Annotated in this window: 24 protein-coding genes; all 24 read right to left on the bottom strand. The window is 64.3% G+C overall.

Features of this window, described 5'->3' with window-relative positions:
* Nucleotides 1–48 precede the first annotated feature (48 nt).
* Nucleotides 49–762 carry a class I SAM-dependent methyltransferase gene (locus LAN70_02720; protein ID MBZ5510061.1) on the bottom strand — a complete coding sequence of 238 codons (714 nt, stop codon included), beginning with the start codon at nucleotides 760–762 and terminating at the stop codon, nucleotides 49–51.
* Nucleotides 755–1,993, bottom strand: coding sequence for a glycosyltransferase (locus LAN70_02715; GenBank protein ID MBZ5510060.1), 1,239 nt, complete (start codon nucleotides 1,991–1,993; stop codon nucleotides 755–757). The genes LAN70_02720 and LAN70_02715 overlap by 8 nt, the downstream gene beginning before the upstream one ends.
* Before the next feature lie 49 nt (nucleotides 1,994–2,042).
* Nucleotides 2,043–3,233, bottom strand: coding sequence for a glycosyltransferase family 4 protein (locus LAN70_02710; protein MBZ5510059.1), 1,191 nt, complete (start codon nucleotides 3,231–3,233; stop codon nucleotides 2,043–2,045).
* A gap of 35 nt (nucleotides 3,234–3,268) precedes the next feature.
* Nucleotides 3,269–3,604 (bottom strand): hypothetical protein, encoded by a 336-nt coding sequence (locus LAN70_02705; protein ID MBZ5510058.1) that lies wholly within the window; start codon nucleotides 3,602–3,604, stop codon nucleotides 3,269–3,271.
* An 8-nt stretch (nucleotides 3,605–3,612) separates the two neighbouring features.
* On the bottom strand, nucleotides 3,613–5,229 hold the full coding sequence (locus LAN70_02700) for a polysaccharide biosynthesis C-terminal domain-containing protein (protein MBZ5510057.1): 1,617 nt from the start codon (nucleotides 5,227–5,229) through the stop codon (nucleotides 3,613–3,615).
* A complete protein-coding gene (locus LAN70_02695) occupies nucleotides 5,226–6,641 on the bottom strand; it encodes an O-antigen ligase family protein (GenBank protein MBZ5510056.1) in 1,416 nt (471 codons plus the stop codon). The genes LAN70_02700 and LAN70_02695 overlap by 4 nt, the downstream gene beginning before the upstream one ends.
* Nucleotides 6,638–7,717 (bottom strand): glycosyltransferase, encoded by a 1,080-nt coding sequence (locus tag LAN70_02690; GenBank protein ID MBZ5510055.1) that lies wholly within the window; start codon nucleotides 7,715–7,717, stop codon nucleotides 6,638–6,640. Before LAN70_02690 ends, LAN70_02695 begins: the two co-directional genes overlap by 4 nt.
* Nucleotides 7,718–7,726: 9 nt before the next feature.
* Nucleotides 7,727–8,470, bottom strand: coding sequence for a nucleotidyltransferase family protein (locus LAN70_02685; protein MBZ5510054.1), 744 nt, complete (start codon nucleotides 8,468–8,470; stop codon nucleotides 7,727–7,729).
* 5 nt (nucleotides 8,471–8,475) lie between these two features.
* The gene (locus LAN70_02680; protein ID MBZ5510053.1) at nucleotides 8,476–9,420 is read right to left on the bottom strand and encodes an NAD-dependent epimerase/dehydratase family protein; all 945 of its coding nucleotides are present in this window, start codon (nucleotides 9,418–9,420) and stop codon (nucleotides 8,476–8,478) included.
* A gap of 65 nt (nucleotides 9,421–9,485) precedes the next feature.
* Complete coding sequence (locus tag LAN70_02675; GenBank protein ID MBZ5510052.1) at nucleotides 9,486–10,472, bottom strand: GDP-mannose 4,6-dehydratase; 987 nt, start codon at nucleotides 10,470–10,472, stop codon at nucleotides 9,486–9,488.
* Nucleotides 10,469–11,500, bottom strand: a complete 1,032-nt coding sequence (locus LAN70_02670; protein ID MBZ5510051.1) for a Gfo/Idh/MocA family oxidoreductase — start codon at nucleotides 11,498–11,500, stop codon at nucleotides 10,469–10,471. The genes LAN70_02675 and LAN70_02670 overlap by 4 nt, the downstream gene beginning before the upstream one ends.
* Nucleotides 11,491–12,849 carry a UDP-glucose/GDP-mannose dehydrogenase family protein gene (locus tag LAN70_02665; protein ID MBZ5510050.1) on the bottom strand — a complete coding sequence of 453 codons (1,359 nt, stop codon included), beginning with the start codon at nucleotides 12,847–12,849 and terminating at the stop codon, nucleotides 11,491–11,493. The genes LAN70_02670 and LAN70_02665 overlap by 10 nt, the downstream gene beginning before the upstream one ends.
* Nucleotides 12,842–13,876, bottom strand: coding sequence for an NAD-dependent epimerase/dehydratase family protein (locus LAN70_02660; GenBank protein MBZ5510049.1), 1,035 nt, complete (start codon nucleotides 13,874–13,876; stop codon nucleotides 12,842–12,844). The genes LAN70_02665 and LAN70_02660 overlap by 8 nt, the downstream gene beginning before the upstream one ends.
* The gene (locus LAN70_02655; protein ID MBZ5510048.1) at nucleotides 13,866–14,585 is read right to left on the bottom strand and encodes an NTP transferase domain-containing protein; all 720 of its coding nucleotides are present in this window, start codon (nucleotides 14,583–14,585) and stop codon (nucleotides 13,866–13,868) included. Before LAN70_02655 ends, LAN70_02660 begins: the two co-directional genes overlap by 11 nt.
* Nucleotides 14,586–14,587: 2 nt before the next feature.
* Nucleotides 14,588–16,015 (bottom strand): sugar transferase, encoded by a 1,428-nt coding sequence (locus tag LAN70_02650; protein MBZ5510047.1) that lies wholly within the window; start codon nucleotides 16,013–16,015, stop codon nucleotides 14,588–14,590.
* On the bottom strand, nucleotides 16,012–16,611 hold the full coding sequence (locus LAN70_02645) for an HAD family hydrolase (protein MBZ5510046.1): 600 nt from the start codon (nucleotides 16,609–16,611) through the stop codon (nucleotides 16,012–16,014). Before LAN70_02645 ends, LAN70_02650 begins: the two co-directional genes overlap by 4 nt.
* Nucleotides 16,608–17,750: a galactokinase gene (locus tag LAN70_02640; GenBank protein MBZ5510045.1), complete on the bottom strand. Its 1,143-nt coding sequence runs from the start codon at nucleotides 17,748–17,750 to the stop codon at nucleotides 16,608–16,610. The genes LAN70_02645 and LAN70_02640 overlap by 4 nt, the downstream gene beginning before the upstream one ends.
* 30 nt (nucleotides 17,751–17,780) lie before the next feature.
* The gene (locus tag LAN70_02635; GenBank protein MBZ5510044.1) at nucleotides 17,781–19,040 is read right to left on the bottom strand and encodes a lipopolysaccharide biosynthesis protein; all 1,260 of its coding nucleotides are present in this window, start codon (nucleotides 19,038–19,040) and stop codon (nucleotides 17,781–17,783) included.
* 41 nt (nucleotides 19,041–19,081) lie between these two features.
* Nucleotides 19,082–20,758, bottom strand: a complete 1,677-nt coding sequence (locus LAN70_02630; protein ID MBZ5510043.1) for a capsule assembly Wzi family protein — start codon at nucleotides 20,756–20,758, stop codon at nucleotides 19,082–19,084.
* Nucleotides 20,759–20,796: 38 nt separating this feature from the next.
* The gene (locus LAN70_02625) at nucleotides 20,797–23,220 is read right to left on the bottom strand and encodes an SLBB domain-containing protein (protein ID MBZ5510042.1); all 2,424 of its coding nucleotides are present in this window, start codon (nucleotides 23,218–23,220) and stop codon (nucleotides 20,797–20,799) included.
* Complete coding sequence (locus LAN70_02620; GenBank protein ID MBZ5510041.1) at nucleotides 23,217–23,873, bottom strand: TetR/AcrR family transcriptional regulator; 657 nt, start codon at nucleotides 23,871–23,873, stop codon at nucleotides 23,217–23,219. The genes LAN70_02625 and LAN70_02620 overlap by 4 nt, the downstream gene beginning before the upstream one ends.
* Nucleotides 23,874–23,890: 17 nt before the next feature.
* Nucleotides 23,891–24,460, bottom strand: a complete 570-nt coding sequence (locus LAN70_02615) for a hypothetical protein (GenBank protein MBZ5510040.1) — start codon at nucleotides 24,458–24,460, stop codon at nucleotides 23,891–23,893.
* Nucleotides 24,461–25,108: 648 nt separating this feature from the next.
* A complete protein-coding gene (locus tag LAN70_02610) occupies nucleotides 25,109–25,447 on the bottom strand; it encodes a hypothetical protein (GenBank protein MBZ5510039.1) in 339 nt (112 codons plus the stop codon).
* An 11-nt stretch (nucleotides 25,448–25,458) separates the two neighbouring features.
* Nucleotides 25,459–26,307, bottom strand: coding sequence for a hypothetical protein (locus LAN70_02605; protein ID MBZ5510038.1), 849 nt, complete (start codon nucleotides 26,305–26,307; stop codon nucleotides 25,459–25,461).
* Between the last annotated feature and the right edge of the window lie 309 nt (nucleotides 26,308–26,616).

Here is a 26,616-nt window from a genome sequence, read left to right as displayed (position 1 = left end):
GCTGTGCTTGGGACTGCAGGGGATGTTCCGGGTGGGCGTAGACTCCGATCAGGGCCGGCGATGCACCGCCACACAGCTCTCGGGCAGGCACCAGATGTCCAGGCCGCGCGTGGCGCGCGATTCGTCGAGCCACGCGGTCACGTCTTCCGACAAGCCATAGTCGTGCCACGCCAGGACGCCGCCGCGACGGATTGCGGGCAAACACTTCAAAGTGTCCTGCTTGACGCTCTGGTAGCGGTGGTCTCCATCAATGAACACCAGGTCCAACGGCAAGAGGGGATCGAGGTCCAGGGTCCGCGAGTCATGGATGATCTGCGTAATCTTGCCCGCGAATGGCGTGTTACGAAACTTCATGCCGACATCGGCTGGCTGCTTGCCGATACCGATTTCCGCGGCGCCGAGATCCACCGTCCAGATCCTTGCCGCCTCGGTAGTATTCATGGCGAGATTCAATGTCGTCCTGCCGTACAGTGTCCCGATCTCCAGGGTGCGCGTGGGGTTCAGGTGCTTGGCGAGCAGACACAAGTACATCAGGTCGCGATCAAAGACTTCGCCCGCGAGCCCTTCAGCCCCCGCCAGCGCGATCGAAGTACCGCCGATACCGGGAAAGATTTTGTCCAGCGGCCGGCAGAAGCGCTCCACATGGTTTCTCTGGCTGCGATGGTGCGCCCAGCGGAGGGTTTCCAGCGGCGAGCCCGCCATGAACAGCAGGGCGTCCAAGACTCTCCTGCTCGTCCCCGGCACTCGAGCCTGGTCAGTCATGGCGATTCCCCGCTGTCGGAAGCAGTTCGACCGCTGTGTCCACGATCGGCGCTGGCGCAGCTTCCGCGATGGTGCTGCCCGCCGCCGGATGCGAGTGCAACTGCGCCCGAAATTCAGCGAGCCTGCTGGCGACAAACGCAGCGAGTCGCTGCTTGAAACGCCGCACATCGAACTGCTCTGCATGGCGGCGAATGCCGACGGCATCAAATTGCGACTCCGATTGCTCAAACCTGAGCAGGGCTTCCATCACGTCGTGCACCTCCTGCCGCGGGAAAAACACGCCGGTCGTGCCCGGCCGCCACGCCTCACCAGGAAAGACTCCCTGGACGGTGTCGAGCGCGCCACCACGGCCGTACGCGATGACCGGCCGGCCGCACGCCTGCGCTTCCACCACGGTGATGCCGAAATCCTCTTCCCCGGGGAAAAGCAACGCGCGGCAACGCCGGTAATGATCGCGGACGACAGCATCCGGTTGGTAGCCGAGGAATGTTACCGAGCTGCCCGCGAGCCGGCGGAGAGCTTTGAACTCCTTGCCTTCGCCAATGACGACCAGCTTGCGATTCAGGCGGGTGCAGGCGCTGACCGCGAGGTCGACTCGCTTGTACGGAGATAAAGCGCCGATGACCAGGTAGAACTCGCCGGGCCCGTTCGCCAACCGGAAAGCGGCGACATCGACGGGCGGAGGAATGACGGTCGCCTCACGGCGATAAGCCTTGCGAATGCGGTCGGCCACGGCCTGCGAATTGGTGATGAAGTAGTCGACGCGCGCCGCCGTGGCGTAGTCCCACTGGCGCAGGTAATGGGCGACCGCCGAATAGAATACCCGCCCTACTACCCCCCATGGCGCCTCGTGAAGGTAATCGTGGTACAGGTCCCAGATGTACCGCATGGGTGAGTGGCAGTAGCAGATATGGCAGGCATCGGAGCGTGTCAGGACGCCCTTGGCCGGCCCCGCCTCCGAACTGATCACCAGGTCGTAGGCGCCGAGGTTGAACTGCTCCAACGCGTGCGGCGCGAGAAATACCAGTTTCTGGTAGTGGCGACGGATACCGGGAAGGTGCTGCAGCCAGGAAGCGTTCACGCGATGCGACGAGTAGGCCGGAGGCAGCGAGCGCCGATCCAGCACCAGGGTGAACAAATCAGCCTGGGGAAAAATGTCGAGCAGAGCATCGACGACGTGCTCTCCACCGCGCCGGTTCAGCAACCAGTAATGAACAATGGCAACACGCAAGTCGCCGAGGTGGGCGGCGGGGTCCGCCAGCCTCAGTCCGGTTGGCAGGTCAGAAGAGCGCATGCGGCTGCTCCGGCTGCTGCGCTTCGCACTCCTGGCTGGTCGGCGCCGTCGCAGGCAAACCGTTCTTCGCCAGGCTGGTGTAGGTGGAGAGCAGCGAGGCCCTGGCCCGGTTTGCGTCAAAGTCTTCGGTGCTGACGCGCGCCGCCATGCCCACGCGCAACAACTGCAGCGGGTGGTCCATCAGCGCGGTGATCCGGGCCGCAATGTCGGCAGGATCGAGTTCGACGTACCAGCCGTTGCGATCGTGGATCAGAACATCGCGGATGCCATTGGTACGCGAGCCGAGCAGCGGCAGGCCGGAGGCTGCCGCCTCCAGGACTACGGCAGGGAAAGCTTCATACCGCGACGGGAGAATGAACACGTCAGCCGCGGCGTAGATTCGATCCATGTTGCGCTGCCGGCCGGCAAAACGCACCTGCACGCCCAACTTCCGCGCCAGGCGCCGGTACTGCCACTGGACTGCCGGATGTGTCGCGCCCGCGACCAGCAGCTTCAACCGAGGCTGGCTGATGCGGGCCATCGCCTGCAGCACCAGATCGAGCCCCTTGCGCTGAAACTCGTTGCCGGCGAACAGCAGGACGAAGTCGTCCTCGCGGAGATCAAATCCCGCACGAACCTCATGGCGGTAGCGGACGCGGTTGGCAGGATGAAATTTGTCGCGATCCACTCCCGGGGTTCTCACCAGGATTTGCTGGGGCGGAAAACCGTAAACGTCGCAGATATCCTTCTCGGCGCCCTGGGAAAGCGCAATCACCCAGCGCGTGTGGCGGCTGGTGAACAGCCGGTCCGAGAGGCCGAGGGCGACATAATGAAACGGGTTCAGCCACTTCCGCAGGCGAGCCGGCAATTTCCGGCGCAACTGCCAGTAAGAACGATAGCAGCCGTGCACGGTCACCACGTCGCCCGCCAGCGCGCAAAAGCCTTGCACGTTGACCAGGTCGAAGGATTGCCGGCGCAGTTGGCGCGTGACGTTCACCGCGAAGGTCAGCAGGCGGAGAAAATGCGGGCCGGGCATCGCCCACACCTTGTGCAGCCGCACGTTGGCGGGCAGGGCCTCCCAGCGGTTGGCGAACACGTGCACCTCGTGCTCGGTGGCCAGCGATCGCGCCAGCTCCAGCGTGTAACTTTCCACGCCCTTGCCGCTGCTCAGATCGGGATGAACGATGGCGATGCGCACCAACGAGACTGTGGAGTTCAGCAGGCGCCGCGGCCTTAGGTCGGCGCCAGGCGGTCGCCCGCAGCGACGGACAACGGCTTGCGAGCGTAGGCTACCAGCAATTCCCCGCACCTCAGCCATTGCCCGGCGCGCATGATGATTCGCTTGCTAACCGGCCGCTCCATCTGGAAGAAAGTCTGCAGCTCCCGGTGCGGCGGATAGCGGTGGCTGCCGGCTCCGCTCACCCACAGGCGTTCCAGCGTCAGCCCGAGGCGCCGCAGGATGGCACAGAGGCGGTCGCGGAAACCGAGGGTGACCGCGTCGTCCACGCCGCAGAAGCTGCAGGTCACGGCAACGAATTCCGCCGCCGGCTCGTGGACCGTTTGTTGCACGCGATGCGTCATTTGCGGGTTGTGCCCATGGTCGGCCCGGTGGCCAGCGCCATGCACCACGCCAGCAGGCGCTGGCACTCGCGCACGCCCAGCGCACTCGCGGCCGTGACATAGATGAGGGCCGCGAGCAGGATGGCTGCGACGGTCGCCAGTCCGGCTTCCTCAGCCGCAGCCGAGTCGCGCGCGCACCACAACAAGCCCTGCACCGACGCGATGGAGACGGCAGCGGCCAACATCATCCTCGCTCCGCCGCAGGCCAGCGGTCGCAGCCGCAGAGGCGCGTGCTGCCGCTGAAACAACCACGCCAGCATCAGGAACATGAGCGCCTGCACGGCCGACGTCGCCGCGGCAATTCCCACGAAGCTCCAATAGCGGGCCAGCAGAATGTCCAGGAGAAAGTTAGGCACCACGCTGGCGGTGGCGGCCAGCATCGGCATGTGAGAGTCGTGCAGGCTGTAGAAGCCTCGAATCAGCACCGTGTTTAAAGACAGGAACAGCAGGCCGGGCGCGAGCGCGGCAAAGGCGGCGCCGGTCGCCAGCGAATCGGCGTGGGTAAACGCGCCGCGCTCGAACAGAAGCCGCACCGTGGGAACACGCATCCAGGCGGCGATGGCGAGCGTGGGAACCATCACCAGCGACACCGCACGCAAGGCCTTTTCCGTTCCTCCGGCGACCACCGTCGCATCGAACACCGCCGCCTGGCGCGCCAGGAACGGGTAGAACACCATCACGAAGGTGCCCACCACCAGGTTGCAGAACATGTTTCCCAGCCGGTTCGCGTAATCGACATAGGAGATCGCGCCCGGCGGAAGAAAAGAGGCGACGGCGCGGTCCACAATCAGGTTCATGTTGGTAAACGCCGAAACCGCCAACATCGGAAGCAGGAACCGGATCGCCGTCCCGCCGTAGTGGGACAGAGGGTGCGGCAGAGGGGTCCGGTGTCGCCGCAAATTCCAAAACAGCGGCAGCAACAGGCCCACCTGCACCACGTAGGCGGCGCTGTAAGCGATGGCGAGGCCGTGGATGCCCATCCGGCCGCGCAGCCACCACAGGCAGAGCGCCAAAACCACCGCGCCGATCGCCGGCGTCAGCGTGCGGCAAACATAATGGCCGCGCGCGTAGTGGAAGCCGGTGAGCAATCCGAAGACCGGGCTGAGCAGCAGGATGGGCGCCAGCAGTTGCGTCAGCCGCGCCGCCGCCACGCGCGCCGCCGGGGAGAGGCCGCGCCCGACCAGGGCAACGACGGAGTCGGCGCACAACAGGTAGAGGGCCGCGATCAGGCAGAACGTCAGCACGGCGAGTTGCAGCAGAACCGCTTGCAGCGTCCAATCGCTGCCCTCCTTCTCCGCGCGCGCACCCGTGCCCAGGGCCACGAAGCCCTGCTCCGCGGTGCTTTCTACCAGACTGCTGAGGCCGAAGGGGATGCTCGACGCCACAAAGAAGGCATCCATGACGGCAGAGGCGCCAAAGGCGCGGGCAATCACCATGAATTTCGCCAGGTCCGCCACGCGCGCCAGCAGCAGGACAGGCATCAGCGCCACGCTCTGGCGCGCCACGCTGGCAAAGGTCGGCCAGGGCCTGCCGGGCTCGAGCCCCGCCGCGGCCGGGGCGCGATCGTCGCTCACGCCAGATCACCGTCAACCGCTTGCGGCCGTGCGCTGGGCGAGCCTCGATAGGTCGCTGCCATCAGGAGTCCGATGAAAATGAAGTTGATGTGCCCGCGTTCGGTGGCGAACCACTCGCCCAGCTCGGCCGTGATGTATACGAAGAAGGCAAACAGCGTGACGGTGACGCGGTCCAGCGGCTGCCGGCGCATGACCTGGAACGATTGCTGCAGCAGGACGTACATAAGATAAAGGAAGGCGGCGTAGCCAACCACGCCCTGCTCCGCCAGCTTGCCGAGCGGCCACTGCTCCGTCGCCAGTGCGCTGTAGCCTCCGGTTTCCCGGCTGGCAATGTAGCGTTCCGACACGGCGCGGAAGTTCTTGGGGCCGATCCCCAACCATGGATTAGCCACGAACAACTGCCAGCAGGTCTGCACCAGCCGGTACCGCGCGTAGCCCTGCGTACCGATCTCCTCGTACCGCAGCGCCTGCTCGATCTTGCCGGCGACGGTCTCCCGCACGGGCGGAAGGCTGAGGGAGGCAGCGGCGATCGCGATAAACAACAGGACCGCAGCCGCCGTTCGCCGGCTCCAGCGTGTCGCCGTCAGAACCAGGATGGTCGCCGTCAGCGCCAGCCATTGGCTCCGCTTGCCGGAAAGCAGCAAGCCGGCAATCAGGCAAATGAAGGCAGCCACCCACGCCCACTGGTGCAGGGGGCGGGGTTTGGCGAGGAGCTGCGTATAGGCAATCATCGCTGCCCATCCGAGCAACAAGCCGAACAGATACGGACTGCCCAGGGTTCCTGCCATCAGCGGCTCACGTCCGGCGGCGGCATCGGCGAAAAGGTATTGCACCAGGCCCAGCGCCAGCTCGCCCAGCGCCACGGCGACGAAGAAGCGGTAAAAGGCGAGCGCGCTCTCCAGCCGCTCCAGGCCTTGGGCGATGATGCGGGCAAGAATCCAGAATTCCACCGTCTGTACGACCGCGACGAAGCCGGTGCCGCGGTCGAGCGCGAAGACCGCGCTGATCAGGGTGGCCGCAGTGACGGCGCACAGGCCGGTGTCGATGCGCGACCAGGGCAGCCACGGCGAACCCCACACCAGCTTGCGCGCGGCCTCGGCCACCAGCGCCGCTAGCAATACGGCGTCGGCAAAGGTGACGTGAAACAAGCCTGCGCTGGCCAGGCCTGCTCCCAGTTCGGAGTTGCTCACTACCAACAGGCCGGTGGCGCAGATCGCAAGCAAGAGAAGATAGGGCAGAGCGGCCGGCCGGAGGAAGCAGATCGCAGGCACCACCAGCACGCTGGAGAGCAGAACCATGGGGGAGATCACGATCGAGGCCAGCACGACCGCAATCCATACGGTAACGGCCAGCAGCAGAACAACCGAGCTGGAGGGAACGGTTTCGGTGGCGCTGCTCAATGCCGGGTTCACGGATGCTGCGTGCTGTGAGGCGCCAGCGCGCTCCTCCCGCAGCTTGGATCGGTCCCGGCAAGCTCGGGGTTCGTTCTCGCCTGTCGCGCCGCTGCCCCAGCCTGCTTGAGACTCCTCCACAAGAGTTTCGCCCCGCGCAACCCGACCGCTTTGCCGCAACCGGCAATTTCCGGCAACAGCCGCGCGAGAAACAGGGGAAAGTACCGCCACGGAAAATTTTTCAGGAAGAAGTAGGCCTCGTAATAGAAGAGCCACTGGTAATGCGCCGCCGGGTCCGACACGCGCGTTCCGCCCACGTCGGATTTCAGGTGCAGGACGGCGGCGGAAGAGTCGTACAGGACGCGCAGCCCGGCACGCTTCATGCGCAGGAAGAGGTCCGTCTCCTCGCGCCCGGTGCAACCCGGGTCGAATCGGCCGACGATTTCAAAAACCTGCCGGCGGAACGACATGTTGCAGCCCTTGGCAAAGTCCACATCGCCGGTCCCCTGCACGGTCCAGTCGTGCAAGATCGCCCCGCTGGCGCTGAACTGGGCGACAATGCGGTTGCCGATGCGGCCGCTCACGGCCTGGCCTGTCAACCTGGTTTTCAGGTTCTGACCGAGCATCAGCAGGCGAAAAATCAGCCTCTTCCACCGGGCGCGCTGCACGCTTTTATCGGCCAGGCTGGAACCGCACACCCGTTCTCCGCCGGCGACGGCCATCACCTGGGGATCGCAGTAGCGGCGCGCGTGCGCCGCAATCCAGTCCTGGCAGGGAACGATGTCATCGTCGCAGAACAGAAGGATGGCGCCATGACTGCGGTCGAGCCCGAGGTTGCGGGCGCGAGAAAGATTGGGCTGCGCCGTCCGCACATACTGCACGCACGCCAGCAAATCGTGGTCAATCCCCTCGCCCAAGCCAGGCTCCGTCTGGTCCACCACGATTACTTCCAGGTTGGGGTAGCCCTGGTTCAGGATGTGCCGGAGTGTGTCGCACAGGAGTTCGCGGCGGCGGTAGGTGGCAATGATCACCGACACGGCGAGGCGTGCGGCGCCGAACCCAATCTCATCGCCGATGGCTGTCGCTGCTGTGACCACCGCTTCCGTTCAGGAATGCGCCGCCGATTGCGATGCCGAGGCGGCTTGTCTTTGCCGCGCCCACATCTCCGACTGGTGCCAGTCGGCGAAGGTGTCGAACTTCAGCACATGACCGCCGTAGCAGAACGCGTAGAGCGGCGCCTCCGTCCGCAGCATGCGGGGAAACACGTCGCGGCTGAAGTCCGGCGTCCCGTCGGCGGGAATGTGTTCGAAGATGTCCGGCTCCATGACGTAAATCCCGGCATTGATGTAGTGGCTGAAGGTTTGCTCCGGCGTGGGCTTCTCCAGGAAGCGGGTGATGCGTCCGTCTTCGGCCAGGCCGACAATTCCGCACGAACTGGGATCTTCAATGCGGCACACCGCCATGGTGGCCACGGCCCGGCGCGCCGCGTGGAAGTCCACGATCTCCCGCAGCCCGCAGTCGCTCTGGTTGTCGGCATAGATCACCAGGAAGCGAGCATCGCCTAGCACGGGGCGCATTTGCCGCACCGCGCCGGCGGTCCCCAGCAGGGCCGGCTCGCGCGCGTACTCGATGCGGACGCCCCAGCGCTCGCCCGAGCCGAAATAGCCGGTCACCTTCTCCGCCAGATGCGACACGTTGATCACCAGGTCGCGGATTCCGCCGGCGCTGAGTTTGTCGATCCAATGTTCCAGCAAGGGCTTGCCGGCAAATTTCAACATGCATTTCGGCGTCCGGCAGGTCAGGGGCCGCAGCCGCTCACCGCATCCGGCAGCCAGCAACATCGCCTTCATCGTCCTCACCGCGCCGCCGCGCCGGCGTGGCGCTCCTGAAAATAGGCGACGGTTTCCCGCAGCCCGTCCGCCAGCTTGACCTCGGAACGCCACCGCAGTTGGCGCGCCGCTTTGTCGACGTTCAGGTAGCAGTGATCGATCTCTCCCGGGCGCTTGTCCAGGTAGCGCGGCGTGAACGGAGCGATCCCGATCGCCGCGCGCACGGCGTGGAAGACCTCCTCGTCGGTGGTCGGCACTCCGGTGGCGATGTTGAACAGCTCGCCATTGCCGAGCCGCAACGCCTGCACGTTGGCCCTCGCCACATCGCTCACGTAGATGTAATCCCGCGTCTTGGCGCCATTGCCGAAAATCCTGGGCGTCTCGCCCGCCAGCATCTGCTCGCAGAAGATGGCCGCCACGCCCGCTTCTCCCTGCGAACTCTGTCGCGGGCCATAGACGTTGCCGTATCGCAGTACGACATATTCCAGTCCGTAGAGGACCCGGTAATTGAACAGGTAGTGCTCGACCGTGTGCTTGCTGATGCCGTACGGAGTGATGGGCCGGATCGGGTGCTCCTCCGCGATCGGCACCGAGAGCGGCTCGCCGTAGGCCGCGCCGCCGGTCGAGGCGTAGATGAACCGGCGAATGCCGAACTCCACCGCCAGGTTCAGCAGGTGGAGCGAGCCCAGGATGTTGACCTCGGCGTCGAACACCGGCTCATGGACGGCGCGGCGCAGGTCCATCTGGGCCGCATGGTGATTGATGTAATCCGGCTCTTCCGCCTGGAAGATGGAGCGCATGGCGGCAGAGTCACGGATGTCCGCCTCGTAGAATCGCGCTCGCGGGTTCAGGTTCGCCCGAAATCCGCGCGACAGGTTGTCCACCACCACGACTTCCATGCCAAGCTCGACGTAAGCGTCGACGATGTGCGACGCAATGAATCCGGCGCCGCCGGTCACCAGTGCTTTCATACCTGCCTCCGGGAGGATTTAGGGATCACCACTCATCCCAACTGCTTTCATGAGTCCGAGGCTCGTCAGCAGCGACCGTCAGGGACGACAACCGGCTGGGCGCGGTTGTGGCTCTGCCGCTGGAGAAACTCGGCGCGCCAGAAGTCCAAAATATCCGCCAGTGTCTGTTCCAGAGCGATGCGCGGTTCCCAGCCCAGCCGGCGCAGCCGCGTGTTGTCGCCTACCAGCGCGGCAGCGTCCAGCGGCCGCGCGCCGGTGGCTTCGAAACGCAGGCGCAACGGTTTGGACGAAAGCTTGGCCATGCCCATCAGGGCCGCAGAGATGCCAACGCCTTTCCCGGTGCACACGTTGTAGACCTCGCCCGAGCCGCCGCGCTCCGCGATGAGCGCAATGGCCGAAGCGGCGTCGCGCACGTCCAGGATGTCGCGCACCGTGGACTGCCGGCCCACATCGAGGCCATCGACAAGGCCGTTCTCCGCCGCCACGATGCGCTGCGCAAAATCTACAAAGATGTTGTGCGCGCGGCCCGGGCCCACGACAAAGAACGGCCGCAGGCGAATCACCTTGATCTTGTAGGCACGGCCATAAACGTCGGCGAGCATTTCGGCGGCGGCCTTGCTCGCCCCGTAAGGGCTGTCGGGCCGCAGCGGGCTGGCTTCGTCCAGCGGCCGATCCAGGGATTGCCCGTACTCGGCACTGGAGCCGAAGACCACAACCAGCGCCTCGGGACATTGACGGCGCACGGCTTCGAGCAGGTGAAGCGTGCCCAGGACATTGACGCGGAAAGCGCTTTCCGGATCTTCCCAGGACCGGAGCGGCCGGCTCTGTGCGGCCAGATGGAAGATCCGCTCCGGGCGTGTCGCTTCGACCGTCGCGCTCACCGCGGCCGCCTCGCGAATATCGCAATACGATACACTCATCCTGCCGCGCAGAGGCCGCAGGTTGTCCGCCGAGAACGCGTAGGTGCCGTGGACCTGGTCGCCGCCAGCGAGCAGGCGCTCCGCAAGGTGCGGACCGATGAGGCCGCTGCAGCCCGTGATCAGCGACTTCATCGGCCCACCGTCTCCGCTGATTCGCAGGCGAGCGAGACGCGCTCCCCGCGATGCGCCGACTCGTAGGCCGCGAACACAACGCGCAAGGCTTGGACTCCATCGCGTCCGTCACCGATGGGCGCCTTGCCGGTCATGATGGCTTCCGAGAATACCTTCCACTCTTCCTGCCAGGACACGTCGCCACCGCGAAATTCCGTTACGTTGCAGGCGAAGGGGCGGTGGAAGGTGGTTTGTCCGGCCACCAACTTCTCGGTTCCGTAGCCGCCGCCGAGTCCTTCGACCGCAACGTAGCCGTCTTCTCCATAGACCTCAAACGAGAACAAGTTCTTCCACTGCGTCAGGCTGGAGTGCAGGCTGGCGGGAGTGCCGTCGGCGCCTCGGCAGGTCACAAAAGCGTTGTCTTCCAGCGGCGCGATCGGCCAGTAGCAGGTTTGGACCACCGCGGTGACGTCCTGCAGTTCACCGAGGAACCAGCGGAAGAGATCGATGACGTGGATTCCCTGCTCCATCAAGTGGCCGCCGCTGACGACGGCAGGATCGGCGCGCCATTCCTTCTCGTACCCCGGCCGTCCGCAGATGCCATAAGCGGCCCGCAGAAACACCGCCCGGCCAATCGTGCCCTGGTCGAGATGTTGTTTGGCCGCGGCGATAGCGGGATGGTGCCGGTGATTGAATCCGCACTTCAGCATCAGGCCGCGTTTCGCGGCTGCCGCGACCATCGCCTCGCCTTCCGCTACCGTGCGCGCCAGCGGCTTCTCGCAGAGCACGTGCTTGCCTTCGCCGAGAGCGGCCAGGGCGATCGGCGCATGCAAGTCCGGCGGCGTGCAGATCACCACGACATCCACGTCCCGCCGGCGCACTGCCTGGTCCCAGCCGGCGCCGGCAGCGCATCCCATGCGCGCCGCCAGCGGCTCGGCGGCGCGCAACTCCCGCGCCGTAATGACGGCCAGCTCCGCATCGTGCATGGCTTGCAGCGCCTGGGCTCGCCGTGTGCCCTGCAAGCCGGCGCCGATGATGGCTACTCGCATAGCGCAACCTCCTCCTGGGCACGGCCGGCAATCGCTGGCGGCAGCTTGGATCCGCGCCCCACATCGCAATAGGCAAATCCCAGCGCGCGCATCCGTTCTCCATCCAGCAGATTGCCGGCATCAATCACGATCTGGTTGCGCATCAGCTTTCCCAGGCCGCTGAAATCCAGTTGCCGGAACTCGGGCCAGCCGGTGACGATGACCAGCGCATCGCTCTGGCTGGCCGCGTCTTCCGGCCGGGCGCAGACTTCGATGGCCTCTTGGCCGCGCAGTTCTTCGGCGTCAGCCTTGGGATCGTAGCCTTTCACGCGGGCGCCGCCGGCATGCAGGGCCTGCGCGATCTCCAGCGCGGCGGAACGCCGCAGCGTGCTGGTGCCGGGTTTGTAGGTCAGTCCCAAGAGGCCGATGGTCAAGCCGGCGAGCGAGCCGAAGATGCTTCCCAGCCGACGCGCCACCAGCCGCCGCTGCTCCTGGTTCACCGCGAGCACCGCGTCCACCAAATGGGTCGGATGCCGGGTGGAGCGGCCGAGGGCCTGCAGGACGCGCAGATCGCGCGCCAAGGTTGCTCCCGAGAAACCGACACCGCCGGGACGCAGCGGAGCATGTGGGCTGACACGCCCGTCCAGTTGCAGCGCCGCCGCGACCTGCTCGGCATTGGCGCCGGCGGCATCGCACAGGTTCGCCAGTTCGTTGATGTAGCTCACGCAGGTGGCGAGATAGGCGTTGATCGCGTGCTTGGTCATCTCGGCGCTGCGCAAGCTCATCCGGATCTTCGGGGCCGGCAGCGGCTCATAGAGAGCCTCGACGCGATCCTGGGTGCGCCGCTGCTCCGCGCCGATCACCACCATGCTGGGGTGCCGAAAGCAGTCCAGCGCGCTTCCCAGGCGAAGATTTTCCGGGACGCAGGCCAGTCCGAAGGGGCGCGCCGGGTCGGCGGCCCCGATCATGCGGTCCAGCCGCTCGCAAGTGCCCACCGGAACCTGGCTGCTGACGATGACGACAGCCTCGGGTTTGAGCCAAGGCGCCATGGTTTCGGCTGCCCCGAATACGGTAGTCAGATCCACCTCGTCCTGTTCGTTCACCGGGGTGTCGAAAGCGAGCACGACGTAGCGGGCGCCGTGCAGGGCCTCCGCATAATCGGTGGTGACGTGCAGGTGTCCGGCGGCCAACTGCTCCCGGAGCGCATCTTCCAGCCCGGGCTCGAACAGCGGCGGGTGCCCGGACTTCAGGCGCTCGATGCGCATGGCATCGTCGTCGACCCCGATAACCTCGAGACCCAACTCCGCGAATCCGACCGCCGAGACGGTCCCCAGATGCCACAAACCGATAACGCATACGCGGCTAGGCATGGCGGCTGGCTGCCTCCTCAAATGTGATTTCTTGTTGGTCCGCTTTGCCCAAGTAGCGGCGGGTGGCAATCCGCACCGCTTCGGTGGAAGTATGGCGGGCGCTCCAGCCGAGGCGGCACATCTTCGTGACGTCCATGAAAACCTGGGGCTGATCCCCCGGCCAGCCGCGCTTTCCGCCGGTGAAGCGCCGGCGCACGTGCGGCAGTTGCATCTCCTGGCAGACAATGTTGGCGATGTCGGTGACGCGTGTGGTGCTGCCGGTCCCCAAGTTGAACACCTCGCAGCACGGCGTCGTGTGTTGCCAGGCGAAGAGCATGCCGTCGATGACTTCTTCCACCAGAATGTAGTTCTTCTCCGCCGTGCCATCGCCCAGGATTTCCAGCTCCGTGGCGTCGCGCTGCAGCTTGTGGATGAAGTCGTAAATCACGCCGTGGCTCATCCGCGCGCCCAGCACGTTGCCGAAGCGAAACATCCACGCCTGCAGTTCGAACAGAGTGCAATAGGCGTTGATCAGGGCTTCGGCCGCGACTTTGCAGGCGCCGTAAACAGAAACCGGAAGCATCGGACCGTAGTGCTCGCCGGCCGGCGGCCGGGCGATGTCGCCATAGACAGCGCCGCTGGAGGCAAACAGCAGTTTGCGGGCGCCGCTGGCGAGCATGGCTTCCAGGACGCCGTGCGTCGCCAGCAGGCCGTGTTGCACGTCGACGCGCGTCGATTGCGCGCCGATTTCCATGTCGGTGTTGGCCGCCAGGTGCCAGACAATGTCGTCTTCCGCGAGAATCCGCCGCAGCCGGGCGCTGCGCCGCACATCGAGTTCATGGAACTGCAGGCACGGGTGCGACCGAATCCGGCGCAGCCATTCGGTCTGGCTGTGGCGCAGGTTGTCGACGATGGCGACCTGCTCGCCGCGGGCCAGCAGGGTCTCCGTCAAATGGCTTCCGATGAAGCCGGCGCCGCCGGTAATGACGTGGCGATACTTGCGCTCTGACATGGCGATCGCAGCCGGCTCCAGCAAACTAGCCGGCATGGGCGACATCCGCTCTCCATCGCCGGGCGAGCATCTGCTCGAGTTCCGCCAGACCGGAGAACGATCCGATCTCATAGAACCGCTCGGGACTTTCGTAGGCCCCCAGCAGGCCCTTCCTCGCCAGCTCTTGCTGGAGCACGTTGAGCCCAGCCGGGCTCTGCTCGGGAAGCATCGCCAGCGTCGATTTGCGCAGCACGGTCGCGCCGGCATCGATGTGCACGGTGCCGGGACGGCGCGCGCTCTTGCTGTAGACGGCAACGCGCTCGCGGATGACGAGCACGTTGCTGCGGTCCCAGCGATCCTGGTTGCGGTAGACCACCATGGTCGCCGGCAGGCTCGAGCGGCGGGCATGGCGGAAGAGATCGGCGTAATCCAACGGCAGGTAGGAATCGCCGTACAGCACGACGAAGTCCTCCGCCAGCAGCGGTTCGGCCTGGCGGAGCGCGCCGCCGGTTCCCCGCAAGGTGTCGCCCTCGCGGCTGTAGGCGAGGTGCACACCGAAGTTGGCGCCATCGCCGAAGTAACTTTCGATCTGGCCGCCGAGGTAGCCGACGCACACCACGATGTCGCGGATACCGCAGCGCCGCAGCAAACCTAGCTGGTGCTCGAGAAACGGTTTGCCGGCGATGGGCAGCATCGCTTTGGCCAGGTTCGCTGTCAGCGGCCGCAGCCGCGTCGCCAACCCTCCCGCCAGGATCGCAGCTTGCACTGCTAGTAGGCTCCTTCAGCGGCGATGACCTTCCAAACCGTACGCGCGACAATCCACCAGTCCATCCAGGGCGAGCGATGGTTGACATAGAACAAATCCATGGCAATGCGCTCCTCCCGCGTGGTGGTTTGACGTCCCATCACCTGCCACAAACCGCTGACTCCGGGCTTGACGGACAGAACTTTCTCCAAGGCCGGGCCGTAGCGCGCAGCTTCCGCGGGTGACAACGTCCGCGGGCCGACCAGGCTCATCGTGCCCCGTACCACGCTCGCCATTTCCGGCAACTCGTCCAGACTGTAGCGGCGCAGAAACCTGCCGACACGCGTGATGCGAGGGTCGTTCATCAGCTTGAAATTTCGTTCGAATGCCCGGCGTAGCGCGGCATCGCGCTCCAGTTGTGCGGCGGCATCGACCTGCATGCTGCGGAATTTCCAGTACGTGGCCGCTTTTCCCGGAGCCACCAGGTACTGCTGGCGATAGAGCACCGGCCCGCCATCATCGAGTTTGATGGCCAAGGCGATCAGCGGCCACAGCAGCAGGGTCACCAGACAGCCCAGCGAGCCAAGCGCCAGGTCCATCAGCCGCTTGCTCGCGCCCTGCAGGGCGGCAACTCTCGGCGCGGCACAAGCGGGCCGCGGGCCCAGAAAATCATGTTGACCGCGGCTCCGCCAAAACGATGGAAGTGGCTTGCCGTACATGATCAATTCCACCCAGCGGGCAAGCTCGGCCGCAACGTCTTCGTCGAGTTGTCCTGCGGCAACGATCGCCACGTCCGGGCGGAGGCGCCGCACCAACATGGGCAGATCGGATACGCTGCCCAGGCAGGGCAGCGCGCCCGCCGTCGCGGTGGCGCAGGAGCGGTCGACATACCCGAGCAGGTGCAGAGCGAAATGGCGCTGCGTCCGCAGCAGGGTTTGCACCTCGAGGGCGGCGCGGCCACCGACTACGATCGCGCGTTGCCGTCCCCGATCGTGTTTCCACAAGTACTGGAATCCGCAGCGCAGGAGTGCGCGGCAGGTTGCCGCCGCCAGCATGGCGACCGCCAGCGCTGGCAAAGTACGTGCGGGAAATCCGAGGACAACGATTGCGCTGCCGAGCAACAGAGTGATCAGCAGAGACTTGAACAGGATCTCGAACTCCCGCTCCGGGCGCAGCCGATCCAACGGCTTGTACCCTCCGCCGGCCAGGATGCTGACCTGAAACACGGCCGCCAGCCAACTCCATTGTCCCCGGTTCAGCATCAGCATCACCGCCAGTACCGCGGCGGCATCGATGGCGATCATCAGTGCCGTCTTGAACCTGGCACCTGCCACCCGTGAGCTGAGTCGGCGGCGCGCTTTGCCGTCCAGCGCGACGCTGGAGCAGGGGTGTGCCCGTGCCAGGGTCGGCGCTGGCTTGATGCCGGCGGCCGGTTGCAGTCGACTGCTCATGCTGCGCCCCGGAGAATCAATTGCGCAGCTTCCGACAGGTCGCGTGCCAGGATGTCAGGACGGGCGCCGTCCTCACCCATCAGCTGGCAGGCTTCGCACTTCCATCGCCCGACGAAGATGGTGCGGCAGCCCGCCGCATGCCCGGCCTCGATGTCGGTAAAGCTGTCGCCGACCATGAACGATCTGGGCAAATCCAGCGACCAGTCGCGCGCCGCCGCGCGCAGCAGGCCGCAACCGGGCTTGCGGCACTCGCATACCTGGCGCAGGGTTTTGATCTTCGCTTCGGGATGGTGCAGGCAACAATAGATCGCGTCCAGTCGAGCTCCGCGGGCTTGCAGCATCCGCGTCATGCGGCCATGGATTTCGCGCAACGCCCGGCGGGTCAGGCTCTTCTTGGCGATTCCAGGCTGGTTGGTCACCACGATGACTTTGAACCCAGCCTGGTTGAGCAGGCGGATGCCTTCGGCGGCGTGCGGCAACAGGCGGAATTGACGGGCGCAACGGGGTGAGTCAATCAGGCCGAGCTCGCGGTCATACACGATCTCGTTGATGACGCCGTCCCGGTCGAGAAACACGGCTTTCGCCGGCACGTTCATGGCCGCACGTGGGGCCGGTCAGCGCCCGCTGCCGGCAGTCCCATGGGAGCTGCCGCAACCTCGGGCGGGGCGACGGGCAGGTCGACTTTTTCCGGTACGCGAACGATGACTTCCTTCAGCCGCATGACGTGCTGCCAGCATTTGTCGGTGGGCATGCAGTTCACCAGCACCTTGCTCCCCTCGTAGTTGAGACGGAAGCGGAGCTCGACCAGGCCGGCAGCGCTCATGGCCTCACGCAGTCGCGCCTTGCCGTTGTCGCAATACACCATGAGAAAGCCGCCGCCGCCGGCGCCGGAAATCTTCCCGCCGACGGCTCCGTTCTTGCGCGCCAATTCGTACCAGGCGTCGATTTGCGGGTTGGAGATGCCGTTCGACAGGCGCTTCTTCGATTGCCAGTGAACGTCGAGCAGCTCCCCGAAGCGGTGCACGTCGCCGCGCATCAGCGCGCTCTGGATTTCCAGCCCGATCGCCTTGATCTGGTGCAGGCTCTCGACCACCACCGCATTGTCCCGCCGAACTTCACGGCTCTGCTGGCCGAGGATGTCGAGAGCGTCCCGCGAAACCCCGGTGTAGAAGAGCAGCGTGTTGGCCTCGAGCGACTCCAAAGTCTCGGGATGCACGCGCAGCGCGTCCACCTGCACCCTCCCGCTCGCGTCAATGTTGAGCGTCGTCAACCCGCCGAACGCCGCCATGTACTGGTCCTGCTTGCCGACCGGCTTGCGCAGCAGGTCCAGTTCAATGTGACATGCCTCTTCGGCGAGTTGCTCGGGCCCGACGGGGCACCCGAGCAGCGTGTGCAGGCCGTTGAGCAAACCGATGAGATAACAGCCCGAGGAACCCAGGCCCGTGCCGGAGGGGATGTCGGCGATGGACACAATCTCGATCTGCTGCGCGACGCCCAGAAATTCCAGGGCCGCGCGGGCCAGCGTGTGGCGCACTTCCGAGGGCCCTCGGCAGACCTCATTCTGGGAGTACCGAACCTGAATGCAGGCGCTCAGCAGCGGCGTGTTCAGGCTGATGTACATGTACTTGTCAATGGCCATGCTGAGAATGAAACCGCCGTACTGGCTGTAGTAGCTGGGCAGATCGGTGCCGCCGCCGCCCAGCGTCAGGCGAAATGGTGTCTGCGTGATGATCATGCGTTCCTCTTTCCGGCAAATGGACAGCGCTTATGGCGCAGGAGTTCGCCTCGGCTGCACGCTGCGCCACACCTCGTCAGCGAGCAATTTGTAAGGATCGGTGGCTCCCCGTGCCGCCCAAGCCCGGCGCGCCAGGCGCCAGCTCAGGACGGCCATGACCGTGAGGGCGCAAGTGAGGACCACGATGACCGCTCGCGGTGGGAACGATCGGCTTTCCGGCGTCTCCGCCGGGTCCACAATCCGCAGGCTGACCGTCTCCCTCGCCTCTTCGATCTTGGCCAGTTCGTACTGGTGCGTGAGCAGCTCGAAAACCGTTTGGTGAACCTTGGCCTGACGGTAAAGCTCGGCGTACCGCAAGCCGATCAGCGGCAGCTGCCGCAGCGAAGGGAGCTCATGCGTAGGGCTGCGGCCGGCGTTTTCCAGGCGCCCGAGTTGCCGGCGATATTCCGCGACTTTGGCGGTGGCGGCGAGCACGCGACTGTTTTCCGCGCCATAGATCTGCTTGAGGGCCTGCAGTTCGGATTCCGCCGCAATCAGTTGTCCCTGCACGGCCGCAGTCGCGGTGAGCATCGCCTTGGCCTGCTCGGAGATGTCGAGGGTCACGTTGCTGCTGGAGAACTGGCTGAGGGATAGCTCCGCCGCCGCCAGTTCCGCGCGCACTTCCCGCAGACGTCCCTCGATGAAAACCCGCTCCCGGTGCGCCGCCCCTACGTTCAGCTCCGTTGACCTCCGGTTGAGTTCGTCGGCGTAGGCGGTGGCGATCTCGGCGGCGCGCCGCCGCTCGCCGTCCACCACGCTGAGGGTGACGATGCCGCTTTTCTTTTCCTCCGCCAGGTCGGTGTTTTTTTCCAGCATGCGGCGCGCTCCTGTCCGCAGGCGCTGGCGGTAAACACGCTGCAAATCGAAGCGGTCGATAATGCGGTTTTCGATGGTGTGGCTGCGCGCCAGGCCCACGAAATACCCCGCGGCAGTGGCGATACCAACCAGATCGGAGACACTGTTGCCGGGCAGCTCGCGGCTCGCCGCCAAGCCGGCGAGCGTGGATTTTGCCAGTACGCCTCCCTGTTCCGGGACGAACCGCACCTCGGCTCGATAGCGCACCGGCACCAGAAATGCCAACGAGACTCCGGCGACGACGCCAGCCACGACGCCGCGCAACAGGTATCGCCGGTCCTGCCACAGGATCCGCAGCCACACCGCCAGGCGCGCCGGCGCGGCGGCCGGCGCCGCGGCGGAGGGCGCCAGCGCCTCGGTCTCCACGGCAGGCGGTGACAGCACAGTGCTCAACATGAATGGTGCGTCACGGTTTCGTCAGGAAGATACAAAATCGTTTACCGGCTGAGTCGCCAGTGGGGCCGGTAAGTCAGTTGCAAAGAGAATGCGATGTTGGTTTGCCGGCCCGGGGCCAGTGCCGCATAGGTCCAGGTCTCGTGTTGCAGCCACGCGTCAAGGAGAAGATTACGGCCGTGGGAAATCGTCGCGCGGATGGATACATCCTGCAGCTTCCCGCCATCGGGCACAAAATCGCTCGCCACCCGCCCGCGCCGGTAGCCAAACTGAACCGTACTTTCCCCGGAGATCCAGTATGTGCTCCACACCTGCAGACCTCGTCCCTCGCGGCCCACCCAGTTGCCCAGGAGGTTTCCTTTGTTTTGGTGGGAGTCGCGAAACGCGCCATTCCAATAGATAAACCTGCCACCCAAGCTGCGGCCGGTGGGCACATCGGTGTACGGCGCTTCCATGCGGAAGTCCAAGCGGCGCAGTCCCGGCACGCGGACCAGGTAGATGCCGGGGTTCATCGCTGCCCGGCGCGGAGCGGCCAGCGGAGAGGGATCGTCGTCGACCAAGGAATCGCTATACAGAACCAGCCAGTTGCGGAGCTTCGGCAGCCGGTAGCTGAAGTCGAAGCCGCCGCGCCGGTCACCCGGGTCCTGCGTTTGTCCCGGATGATCGCCTACGCTGAACACGCTGCGGTAGTAACCACGCCAGCTGATGGGCACATTTCCGCCGGCGAAGATGGTGATTTTGGAGAACCCAAGCTCCAGGTTCGGCGTCGGCTTGAAGCTGATCTTTTGTCCGGAGATATACGGGTGTGCGGGGTAGCGGTGGCCCTCAAGGCGGCCGAGAAAACTCTCCCAACGAACCGGCCCCAGGCGGCGCAGCGGGCCGGGCAACAACATCGGGGAGACCCGGCTGAGGCGCAGCATATAAAAAGGTTCTGCGTTGTTGCTGAACATGAGCGGCCCACCGCGGTCGGGACCCCACCACAGGCTCTGCTTGCCGAACGCGACCTGGGTATTCCCAAGATTCAGGGCGACATAGGCCTCCAGCAAGCGAAACTGTTGCCGGGCGGGAATCGCCATTGCCGGCAGCGGTTCGGCAGCGTCCAGGTTCGCGATCAACTGCCGTACCGCCGCCGACAAGGGCGGCGTACGCGGTGCTTGTTGGTACTCCCCGCGTACATAAACCGTGACCGGTCCAGCTTCGCCGTGGCCGCTGAATCCGCCCTGCAAGTTCGCCGATCGACCATACGGCCGGCCGTAATCGTTGATCACCGTCTGCCCAAAATGATAGCTATCGGCCAGCGGCGGCCCGCTGATTTGCAGCCAGCGCGTGTACAGCGACTCCAATTCCACATCCAGGTTCCGGTCGCCCAGCAGCTTGCGTGATTCGGCCGCAAATTCCCCGCTTAACGACCGATACAGGGCTCCAGCGTCATCCGTGGGCGGCACGCCCTCTTTTGCCAAGCTGTCGGCAGCTTCTTGCAGCAGACGTGCGCACTCCAAACGTGTCCAGGGACGCAGGCCCAGGAAAGCAGTTCGCACATGGCCGAGGGCAGCCAACCGCTCGAATGCCCCGTAGACCCAGCTGTCGAGCGGGACGTAAGGCGATCCCATGTGCTCCGGCACGCCTCCGCGATCGCGCCCCGCGCTGCGCGGCGCAGCCGCAATCCGCCCGGCGTCGTGGTTGGGCCCGGCCGCTTCCTGCGCGGTGGTGTAGCCGGCCAACAACGTCCACAACAGCAGTGTGCTCGCCCAGCGATACATTAGAAGCTGGTGGCCACGCGCGCGGCGATGGCCAGCGACGAAACCACCTGAGCGGTGTTGAGCAGGTTGCGCCAGGTGCTGCTGCCGCCGATAAACTTGTTTGGGACCACGATCACATCGCCGGGCTCGATGCGCGTGCTCATCACGTTACCCTTCCACCAGTACGACCCGCCCCCGGTGCCCACCACGGAACCGTTGGCCCGCACGATAAGGATGTTTCGTTTGTTCGCGAGTTCGGTCGTGCCCCCGGCCTGCTCCAGGTACCAGGCCGCCGTTTTGCGCGGGGCAAAGCTGATCGCCGCGGCGTTGTACACCTGGCCGCTGACCAGCACCGAGGTCGGCCGTTTGGGAATGGTGATCAAGTCGCCGGCTCGCAGCTCAACGTCGGCAGGAGTGCGCTCCCACTGGGCGATGTCGGTGCTGACCCGCACCAGCATCCGTCCCGTGGTGGGTTGCTCGCGCAATGCTTTCAATACGTACTGCTGCTGCTGCAGCGCAGCTTGTTGTGATGCTTGCTGCTCCTCGCGCGGCGTGGCAGACGACAGCTGCATGGTGGCACCGGCCAACTCGATTTTCTGAATCAGTTCCACCCGACTCTTCTCTTCCATTCGCCGGACCTCGAGCCGTTGCAGGACCACCCCCGGCGCATAGGCCGTGTCCAGAAATCCGCCGGCGCGCCGGAGGACGGAGCTGAGCCGTTCGCCTGACTCAATCCCGTAGCCGCCGGGATGCTGTACCTCCCCGTCAAGAGTGACCGCCGAACCGACATCTTTCCAGCGCGTCAGTTGCCGGACACTAACCACATCGCCCGGTTTGAGCAACACATCCGCCGACGGGTCCGCCAGGGCCTTGGCCATGGCCACCGTCGTGTGCTTGGTCAGCACATGTTTGCCGTTTTCGACCACGTAGCTGGCAATGTCCGCCTCGTCCTTATACGCGCTGCGCTTGAAACCGCCGGCCAAACGCATGAGGGACGTTGCGGTCATGTCGGCAGCCAGCGGGTACTCGCCCGGGCGCAGGATTTCGCCGGTGATCGTGACTTTGGGCGGGTCGGCCTCGTAACGGCCAAAGATGCGTATGGTGTCGAACGGCTGCAACGGGATGGGGTCCTCCGCCGCCAGCACCTCGCGAAGTTGGAACGGTACTGCCTCAGGATGGAAGTCGGGGGGAACCAAGCGGATGATCTCGCCCTGCTGGGCCGGTTCGGGCAGCAAATCCTGCTGGGAGCGAATCACGTCCGACAACTGCATTCCGTTTCGATAAGGAATTTTGCCGGGACGAAATACGTGTCCCTCCAGGTAGACCGTTTGCTCGTCGTAAGGCAGGATGGGGGAAATCAGGATGCGATCGCCGTCCTGCACCGCAAAATGGTCCAGCTGCGAACGCAACTCTTCCACCGTCACGCTCTTGTCGGAAAGCGTGACACTCAGCAAAACGCGGCGTTCGTGGGCCACGATCCGCTCCACACTGACCTGGCGGAAGCTGGCCGATACCAGCGCTCCCCCGGCCAAGTCGAGTACCTCGGAGATCTTCGTTTCGTTTTTTAGTTCGTAAACCGCGGGCCGGCGAACCATGCCCGCCACGGTGATCTCCGAACCGGCGGGCGGCACCAGAAGCGTGTCTCCAGGCTGCAGCCGCTCCACGTCGCCACGGATGCCATGCAGCAGGAAATCGTACAGATCTAATTCGCTGATCAAGCGGCTACCGCGACGGTGCTGCAAGACGCGCAGCGATCCCTGCGCGGTGGGACCACCGGCCGCGTACAGGCCGTTCAGCGGCGTCGACAGTGCGCTCAGGTCATAGGCCCCCGGGCGCTCGACGTCGCCGACCACATAGACCCTTACCGTGCGCACCCGCGCTAGCGAAATGTCCACTCGAACCTGGTGAAACTGCGGCGCCAACGTTTGTTGGATCAGTTCCTTGGCCTCCGCCAAGGTCTTGCCAGAGACAGCTATCGTGCCGGCTTCGGGTAGAGCGATGCGCCCCTGCCGGTCTACCACCCGCGTCAGCGTCTGCGAAACACCACCCCACATTTCTATGTTCAGGTTATCCCCGGTGCCGAGCACATAGTCAGGTCCGACCGGAAGGTCCATGGGAAGGTTGTCCACATTGCCGGTCCCGGTGTGAAACAAATCCGCGCCGAAGCGCGCCAGAGGAATGCGTGGGGGAATCACTTGCTGGTACAAGTCGCGCAGCGCCTCAAGGTCGGGGTACGGATTCGCACGCGACGCGGCAGGCGGCTGTTCCGGTCGCGCTTTATCGCTACCAGCCGGCTTCGGCGCGCTGACCGTTGGCTCTCTGACCGGGGGCGCGCTGACCGGGGGCTCTCTGACCGGGGGCTCTCTGACCGGGGGCGCTTGCCCCTGCAACCCGGCGGTTAGAGCCATGAGGAGCAGCAGAACTATGGCAACCCGTCGTTTCATGATGCGTTACGCATGGAACTCTCGGTGGGATTAATGTTGCGTGCGAGTCCGCCATGGACCAGGACGGAGCCCCACACCTCCGCGCACGCTGCCGTGATCGCCTCCGCCGAAGGCGCTTGCGCCGGCCCAGAGAACAACTCATAGAAGTTCTCGACGACGATCACGGTGGCCAGTAAGAACAGCATGATCACCTGGGCGTGCAAACGAGGTAACTTGGCCGGCTCAGGGCGGTCATGCAGGGACCCAGCTTTCGCTTCGATGACGTCACCCAGGTGCTTGCGATAGAGGGGCTTCAACGCCGGGCCCAATTCCAGCACACTAAATTGCAGCAAGCGAATCAACTCCGGCTTGCCGGCCACGACTCGTGCCAGCTCTTGGAAAACGCGGCTGATTGCCTGCTGCGGATCGCCGGGGGCGGCAGCGCGCACGCCATCGAGCTGGCTGCGCAACCGCCCCAGTTCTCTTTCCAGCGCGGCCGTGAACAAGTCGCGCTTGCGGCCGAAGCAGCGATAGAGGGTGGCTTCATTGACCCCGGCGCGCTGCGCGATCGCGCGCGTGCTGGCGCCGCTGAACCCGAGCTTGGCGAAGATATCGACGGCGGCATCCAGGATGCGTCCTTCCGCGGTCGCGCCTTTGGCACCGGAGTACGACAGAGTTTACCTGCGCTTGGCTAAGCCGCCGCCCCGAGCAGTTCCAGTTCGTCGGCGCCGACCTCGACCGCCACGCTTTTCATGATCGCGTCCAGCGAGAGCACCACCCGCAGGTTGCGCGATTCGCCTTTCGTCCACAGCACCACGCCCTCCCATCCCAGCAGCGGGCCGCAGCAGATCCGCGCGCGGTGCCCTTGGGTGAGATAGGGGTGCGGTTGCGCCCCGCGAGCGCCCAGCCCGGCGCGCAGCGATTCGATATCCACATCCGGCAGCGGCAATGGCTCCCGGCCGTTCCCCACGATCCACAGCACGCTGGGAACCTCCAGCACTCGCACCCGCTCGCCAGGCGCAATGTGGACAAACACGTAGCCGGGAAACAACGGCAGTTCGAGCGTAACCGTGCACCCGTTCTTCCAGCGCCGTTTCGCACGGTACAGGGGCAGATACGACTCGATCCCTCGTAGCCCGCAATGGGCGGTCACCCGTTTCTCGTGGTTCGGGGTCGTGTACACCGCAAACCAGCGGGATGGATCGCCGCAAAGACCCGGTTCGATGCTGGCCAGCGGCGTTACTGCCGGAACAATGGACATGGCTTCGCCTCCGCCACTTAGGACGTGCTTTTCAACAGCTCTAATTACCAGTTGAAACGGTCAGAACGGGTCCCGGCCGCCGACTCGAGTGTGCCCGGGCTGGAATTGTCGGGACCTTCCCAGCTTGTCTGGTGGCGTCGCGTGCGCGCGGCCCTTGCTCTGGCCGCGGGGCTGAGCGGAAGGGGTCACAAAGCAAGCGCTTACTTTTACACCGGACATGAATGCAGCTTAGGTGCGAGCGCCAAGCAAGGTCAATGACAAAGCCCCCTCAACTGACCTCCTCATTCCCTCGCTGGGACGCTGTCTATTTTGGGATAGGATCCATGGCGCGATCGTTCTCGCGCCGTCGTTGGGTGGCCGCGCAACGACGAATTCCATCTTCAGCGCTCAGTTCCCAGGGCCGATCACATTTCCCTCTCGTCACTCGCGAGTCACTAGGCTCCTCGACTATTGAGAAGGCGACCGGGGACGAACTTCGAACATTCCAGACCTCGTAACCGCCGTAATTAAAACCGCCCGCCACAGGTGAATCCCGCAGGTGAGTTATTCGGATGTCCAGGAAGCTTGCTGACTTAGCTGGCAGGAGTGGCCATGAACGGCAACCCGGCAATGCCGGTAGTTGGCCCAGGTGACTCCTTAGGGGTAGAGCTAAATCATCGGCACAATTTGTGCAACTATCCCTATGAGGTTGCTTACCGTATTCAGGATTTGCGTAAGGTTGTCTAAAGCCTTCAAAGCAGCCTGCACTGCCGCCGTGCCCGCTACGATGGCTTGCTCGTTTGCCTTGAGTTTGTCAGCAATAGACTGGAGAGTAGCGTTGCCTAAAGCGAGCCTGGCTTCATGAACATCAAGCAGCAATTGTACTGCCCTTTGATGATCGGCGGGCGATGCAGCCTGTATCAAGGCATCTCCCTGGGGGGAAGTCATGCTGAGCTCGGTTGCGTCCAGCTGAGAGAGCGTTCGTGAATAAATACTGGATGCGTCCACGTATCATCTCCTCACTTCACAGCACCTTGGATGCTTTGGGCTATCGTCACCATATTCGAAATGTCGCTCATCAGGCTCGCAAAACCAGCGCTATCGAGCCGATTCTCCACCACTGCCGTAAAGGCACTGCGCAGCTTCGCGGCAGCTTTAGATGCTGCATCCGCTGAAGCGATCGCCGGGGGCGTTGACAAAAGTGTTAGCCTCTGACTCGCCCATTCTGCCGGTAACGGCGTCTCCGCTGTGAACTGATTGATGCTATCTGTCTCCCTGAAATTCTGTTGCACTTGAGCATCTGTTTTGAGTTCAGCTGCTATCGCGCTAAACGCCGCTTCTTGGAGAGCAAGTTCGTTCGCTATGGCGTTGGACCTGGCCTTCAATTCCTCATTCAGCGCATGAACTTTGAAAGTGGCGACGACTGGAGCTGTCGCGGTCGGTATGAAACTCGAAACGCTGGTAGAGCCCATTTTGGCGTTCTTCAGGGTCGGGCTTAGCTTCGCCAAAGAATCGTACGCACCCTGTGCCGCGGTGCCGATTGAATTTTTTGCCTTCGGGTCGGATAGCGACGCTAACGCTTCGAAATATGCCTGAAGCAACTTGCCGTGTGCACTGATCAATTGCAGGACTTGCAGACGCTGCTTCAGCAATGCATCCGACGTGGCGACTCGCGCCTTCCGTTGCGATTGATCGAGACTGGGTCTCGCCTTAACGAGAAGGGCTGAATCAGTGTTTACGGCAGCGGTGCCAGCATCCTGAATAACAGTTTGGCTTGCCGCCACGTAGTTGATGCCAGCTTGAGCAAAGGTGTTGAACTGGTTGAGCCTCGCCGTAGCACAGCCGGCTAATGCTAACAATGCAGGCATCGTCAATCCCGCAGCAAAGCGTTGACAGGGGCTCACTCTTGACCTCCTTGCTACGAAGCGCAATGCGTCGCAAAAGCAGTACCGACTAGAGCTGCCGACGGGAATTGTGTGACCCCGCATTGTCCATTCCTAATCAAGGACAGTCAAGGCAATGTTTGCTTTTTCCTGAAAATGGAACGGTGTCGAGCGGATTGTCAGATTGCAGCTCAGAATCAACACACTGCAACGTTGCAACTGCGGACAACCACAGGCAATAAGGCTTGTGCCTCTTCAGTCTTGTTCTACAAACGGAACATCAGCCTCCCGATT

The sequence above is a fragment of the Terriglobia bacterium genome (assembly GCA_020072845.1).
GTDB lineage: Bacteria > Acidobacteriota > Terriglobia > Terriglobales > Acidobacteriaceae > JAIQGF01.
This window is presented reverse-complemented; position numbering and strand designations above follow the sequence as displayed.

Coding starts and splice junctions, on each gene's coding strand:
- LAN70_02670 (MBZ5510051.1), bottom strand. CDS start 11,500: ATGCGAGTAGCCATCATCGGCGCCGGCTTGCAGGGCACACGGCGAGCC.
- LAN70_02640 (MBZ5510045.1), bottom strand. CDS start 17,750: ATGATCATCACGCAGACACCATTTCGCCTGACGCTGGGCGGCGGCGGC.
- LAN70_02665 (MBZ5510050.1), bottom strand. CDS start 12,849: ATGCCTAGCCGCGTATGCGTTATCGGTTTGTGGCATCTGGGGACCGTC.
- LAN70_02615 (MBZ5510040.1), bottom strand. CDS start 24,460: ATGTCCATTGTTCCGGCAGTAACGCCGCTGGCCAGCATCGAACCGGGT.
- LAN70_02680 (MBZ5510053.1), bottom strand. CDS start 9,420: ATGAAAGCACTGGTGACCGGCGGCGCCGGATTCATTGCGTCGCACATC.
- LAN70_02645 (MBZ5510046.1), bottom strand. CDS start 16,611: ATGAACGTGCCGGCGAAAGCCGTGTTTCTCGACCGGGACGGCGTCATC.
- LAN70_02625 (MBZ5510042.1), bottom strand. CDS start 23,220: ATGAAACGACGGGTTGCCATAGTTCTGCTGCTCCTCATGGCTCTAACC.
- LAN70_02635 (MBZ5510044.1), bottom strand. CDS start 19,040: ATGTTGAGCACTGTGCTGTCACCGCCTGCCGTGGAGACCGAGGCGCTG.
- LAN70_02685 (MBZ5510054.1), bottom strand. CDS start 8,470: ATGAAGGCGATGTTGCTGGCTGCCGGATGCGGTGAGCGGCTGCGGCCC.
- LAN70_02660 (MBZ5510049.1), bottom strand. CDS start 13,876: ATGCCGGCTAGTTTGCTGGAGCCGGCTGCGATCGCCATGTCAGAGCGC.
- LAN70_02650 (MBZ5510047.1), bottom strand. CDS start 16,015: ATGAGCAGTCGACTGCAACCGGCCGCCGGCATCAAGCCAGCGCCGACC.
- LAN70_02675 (MBZ5510052.1), bottom strand. CDS start 10,472: ATGAAGTCGCTGATCACGGGCTGCAGCGGCCTCATCGGTCCGCACCTT.
- LAN70_02720 (MBZ5510061.1), bottom strand. CDS start 762: ATGACTGACCAGGCTCGAGTGCCGGGGACGAGCAGGAGAGTCTTGGAC.
- LAN70_02605 (MBZ5510038.1), bottom strand. CDS start 26,307: ATGCCTGCATTGTTAGCATTAGCCGGCTGTGCTACGGCGAGGCTCAAC.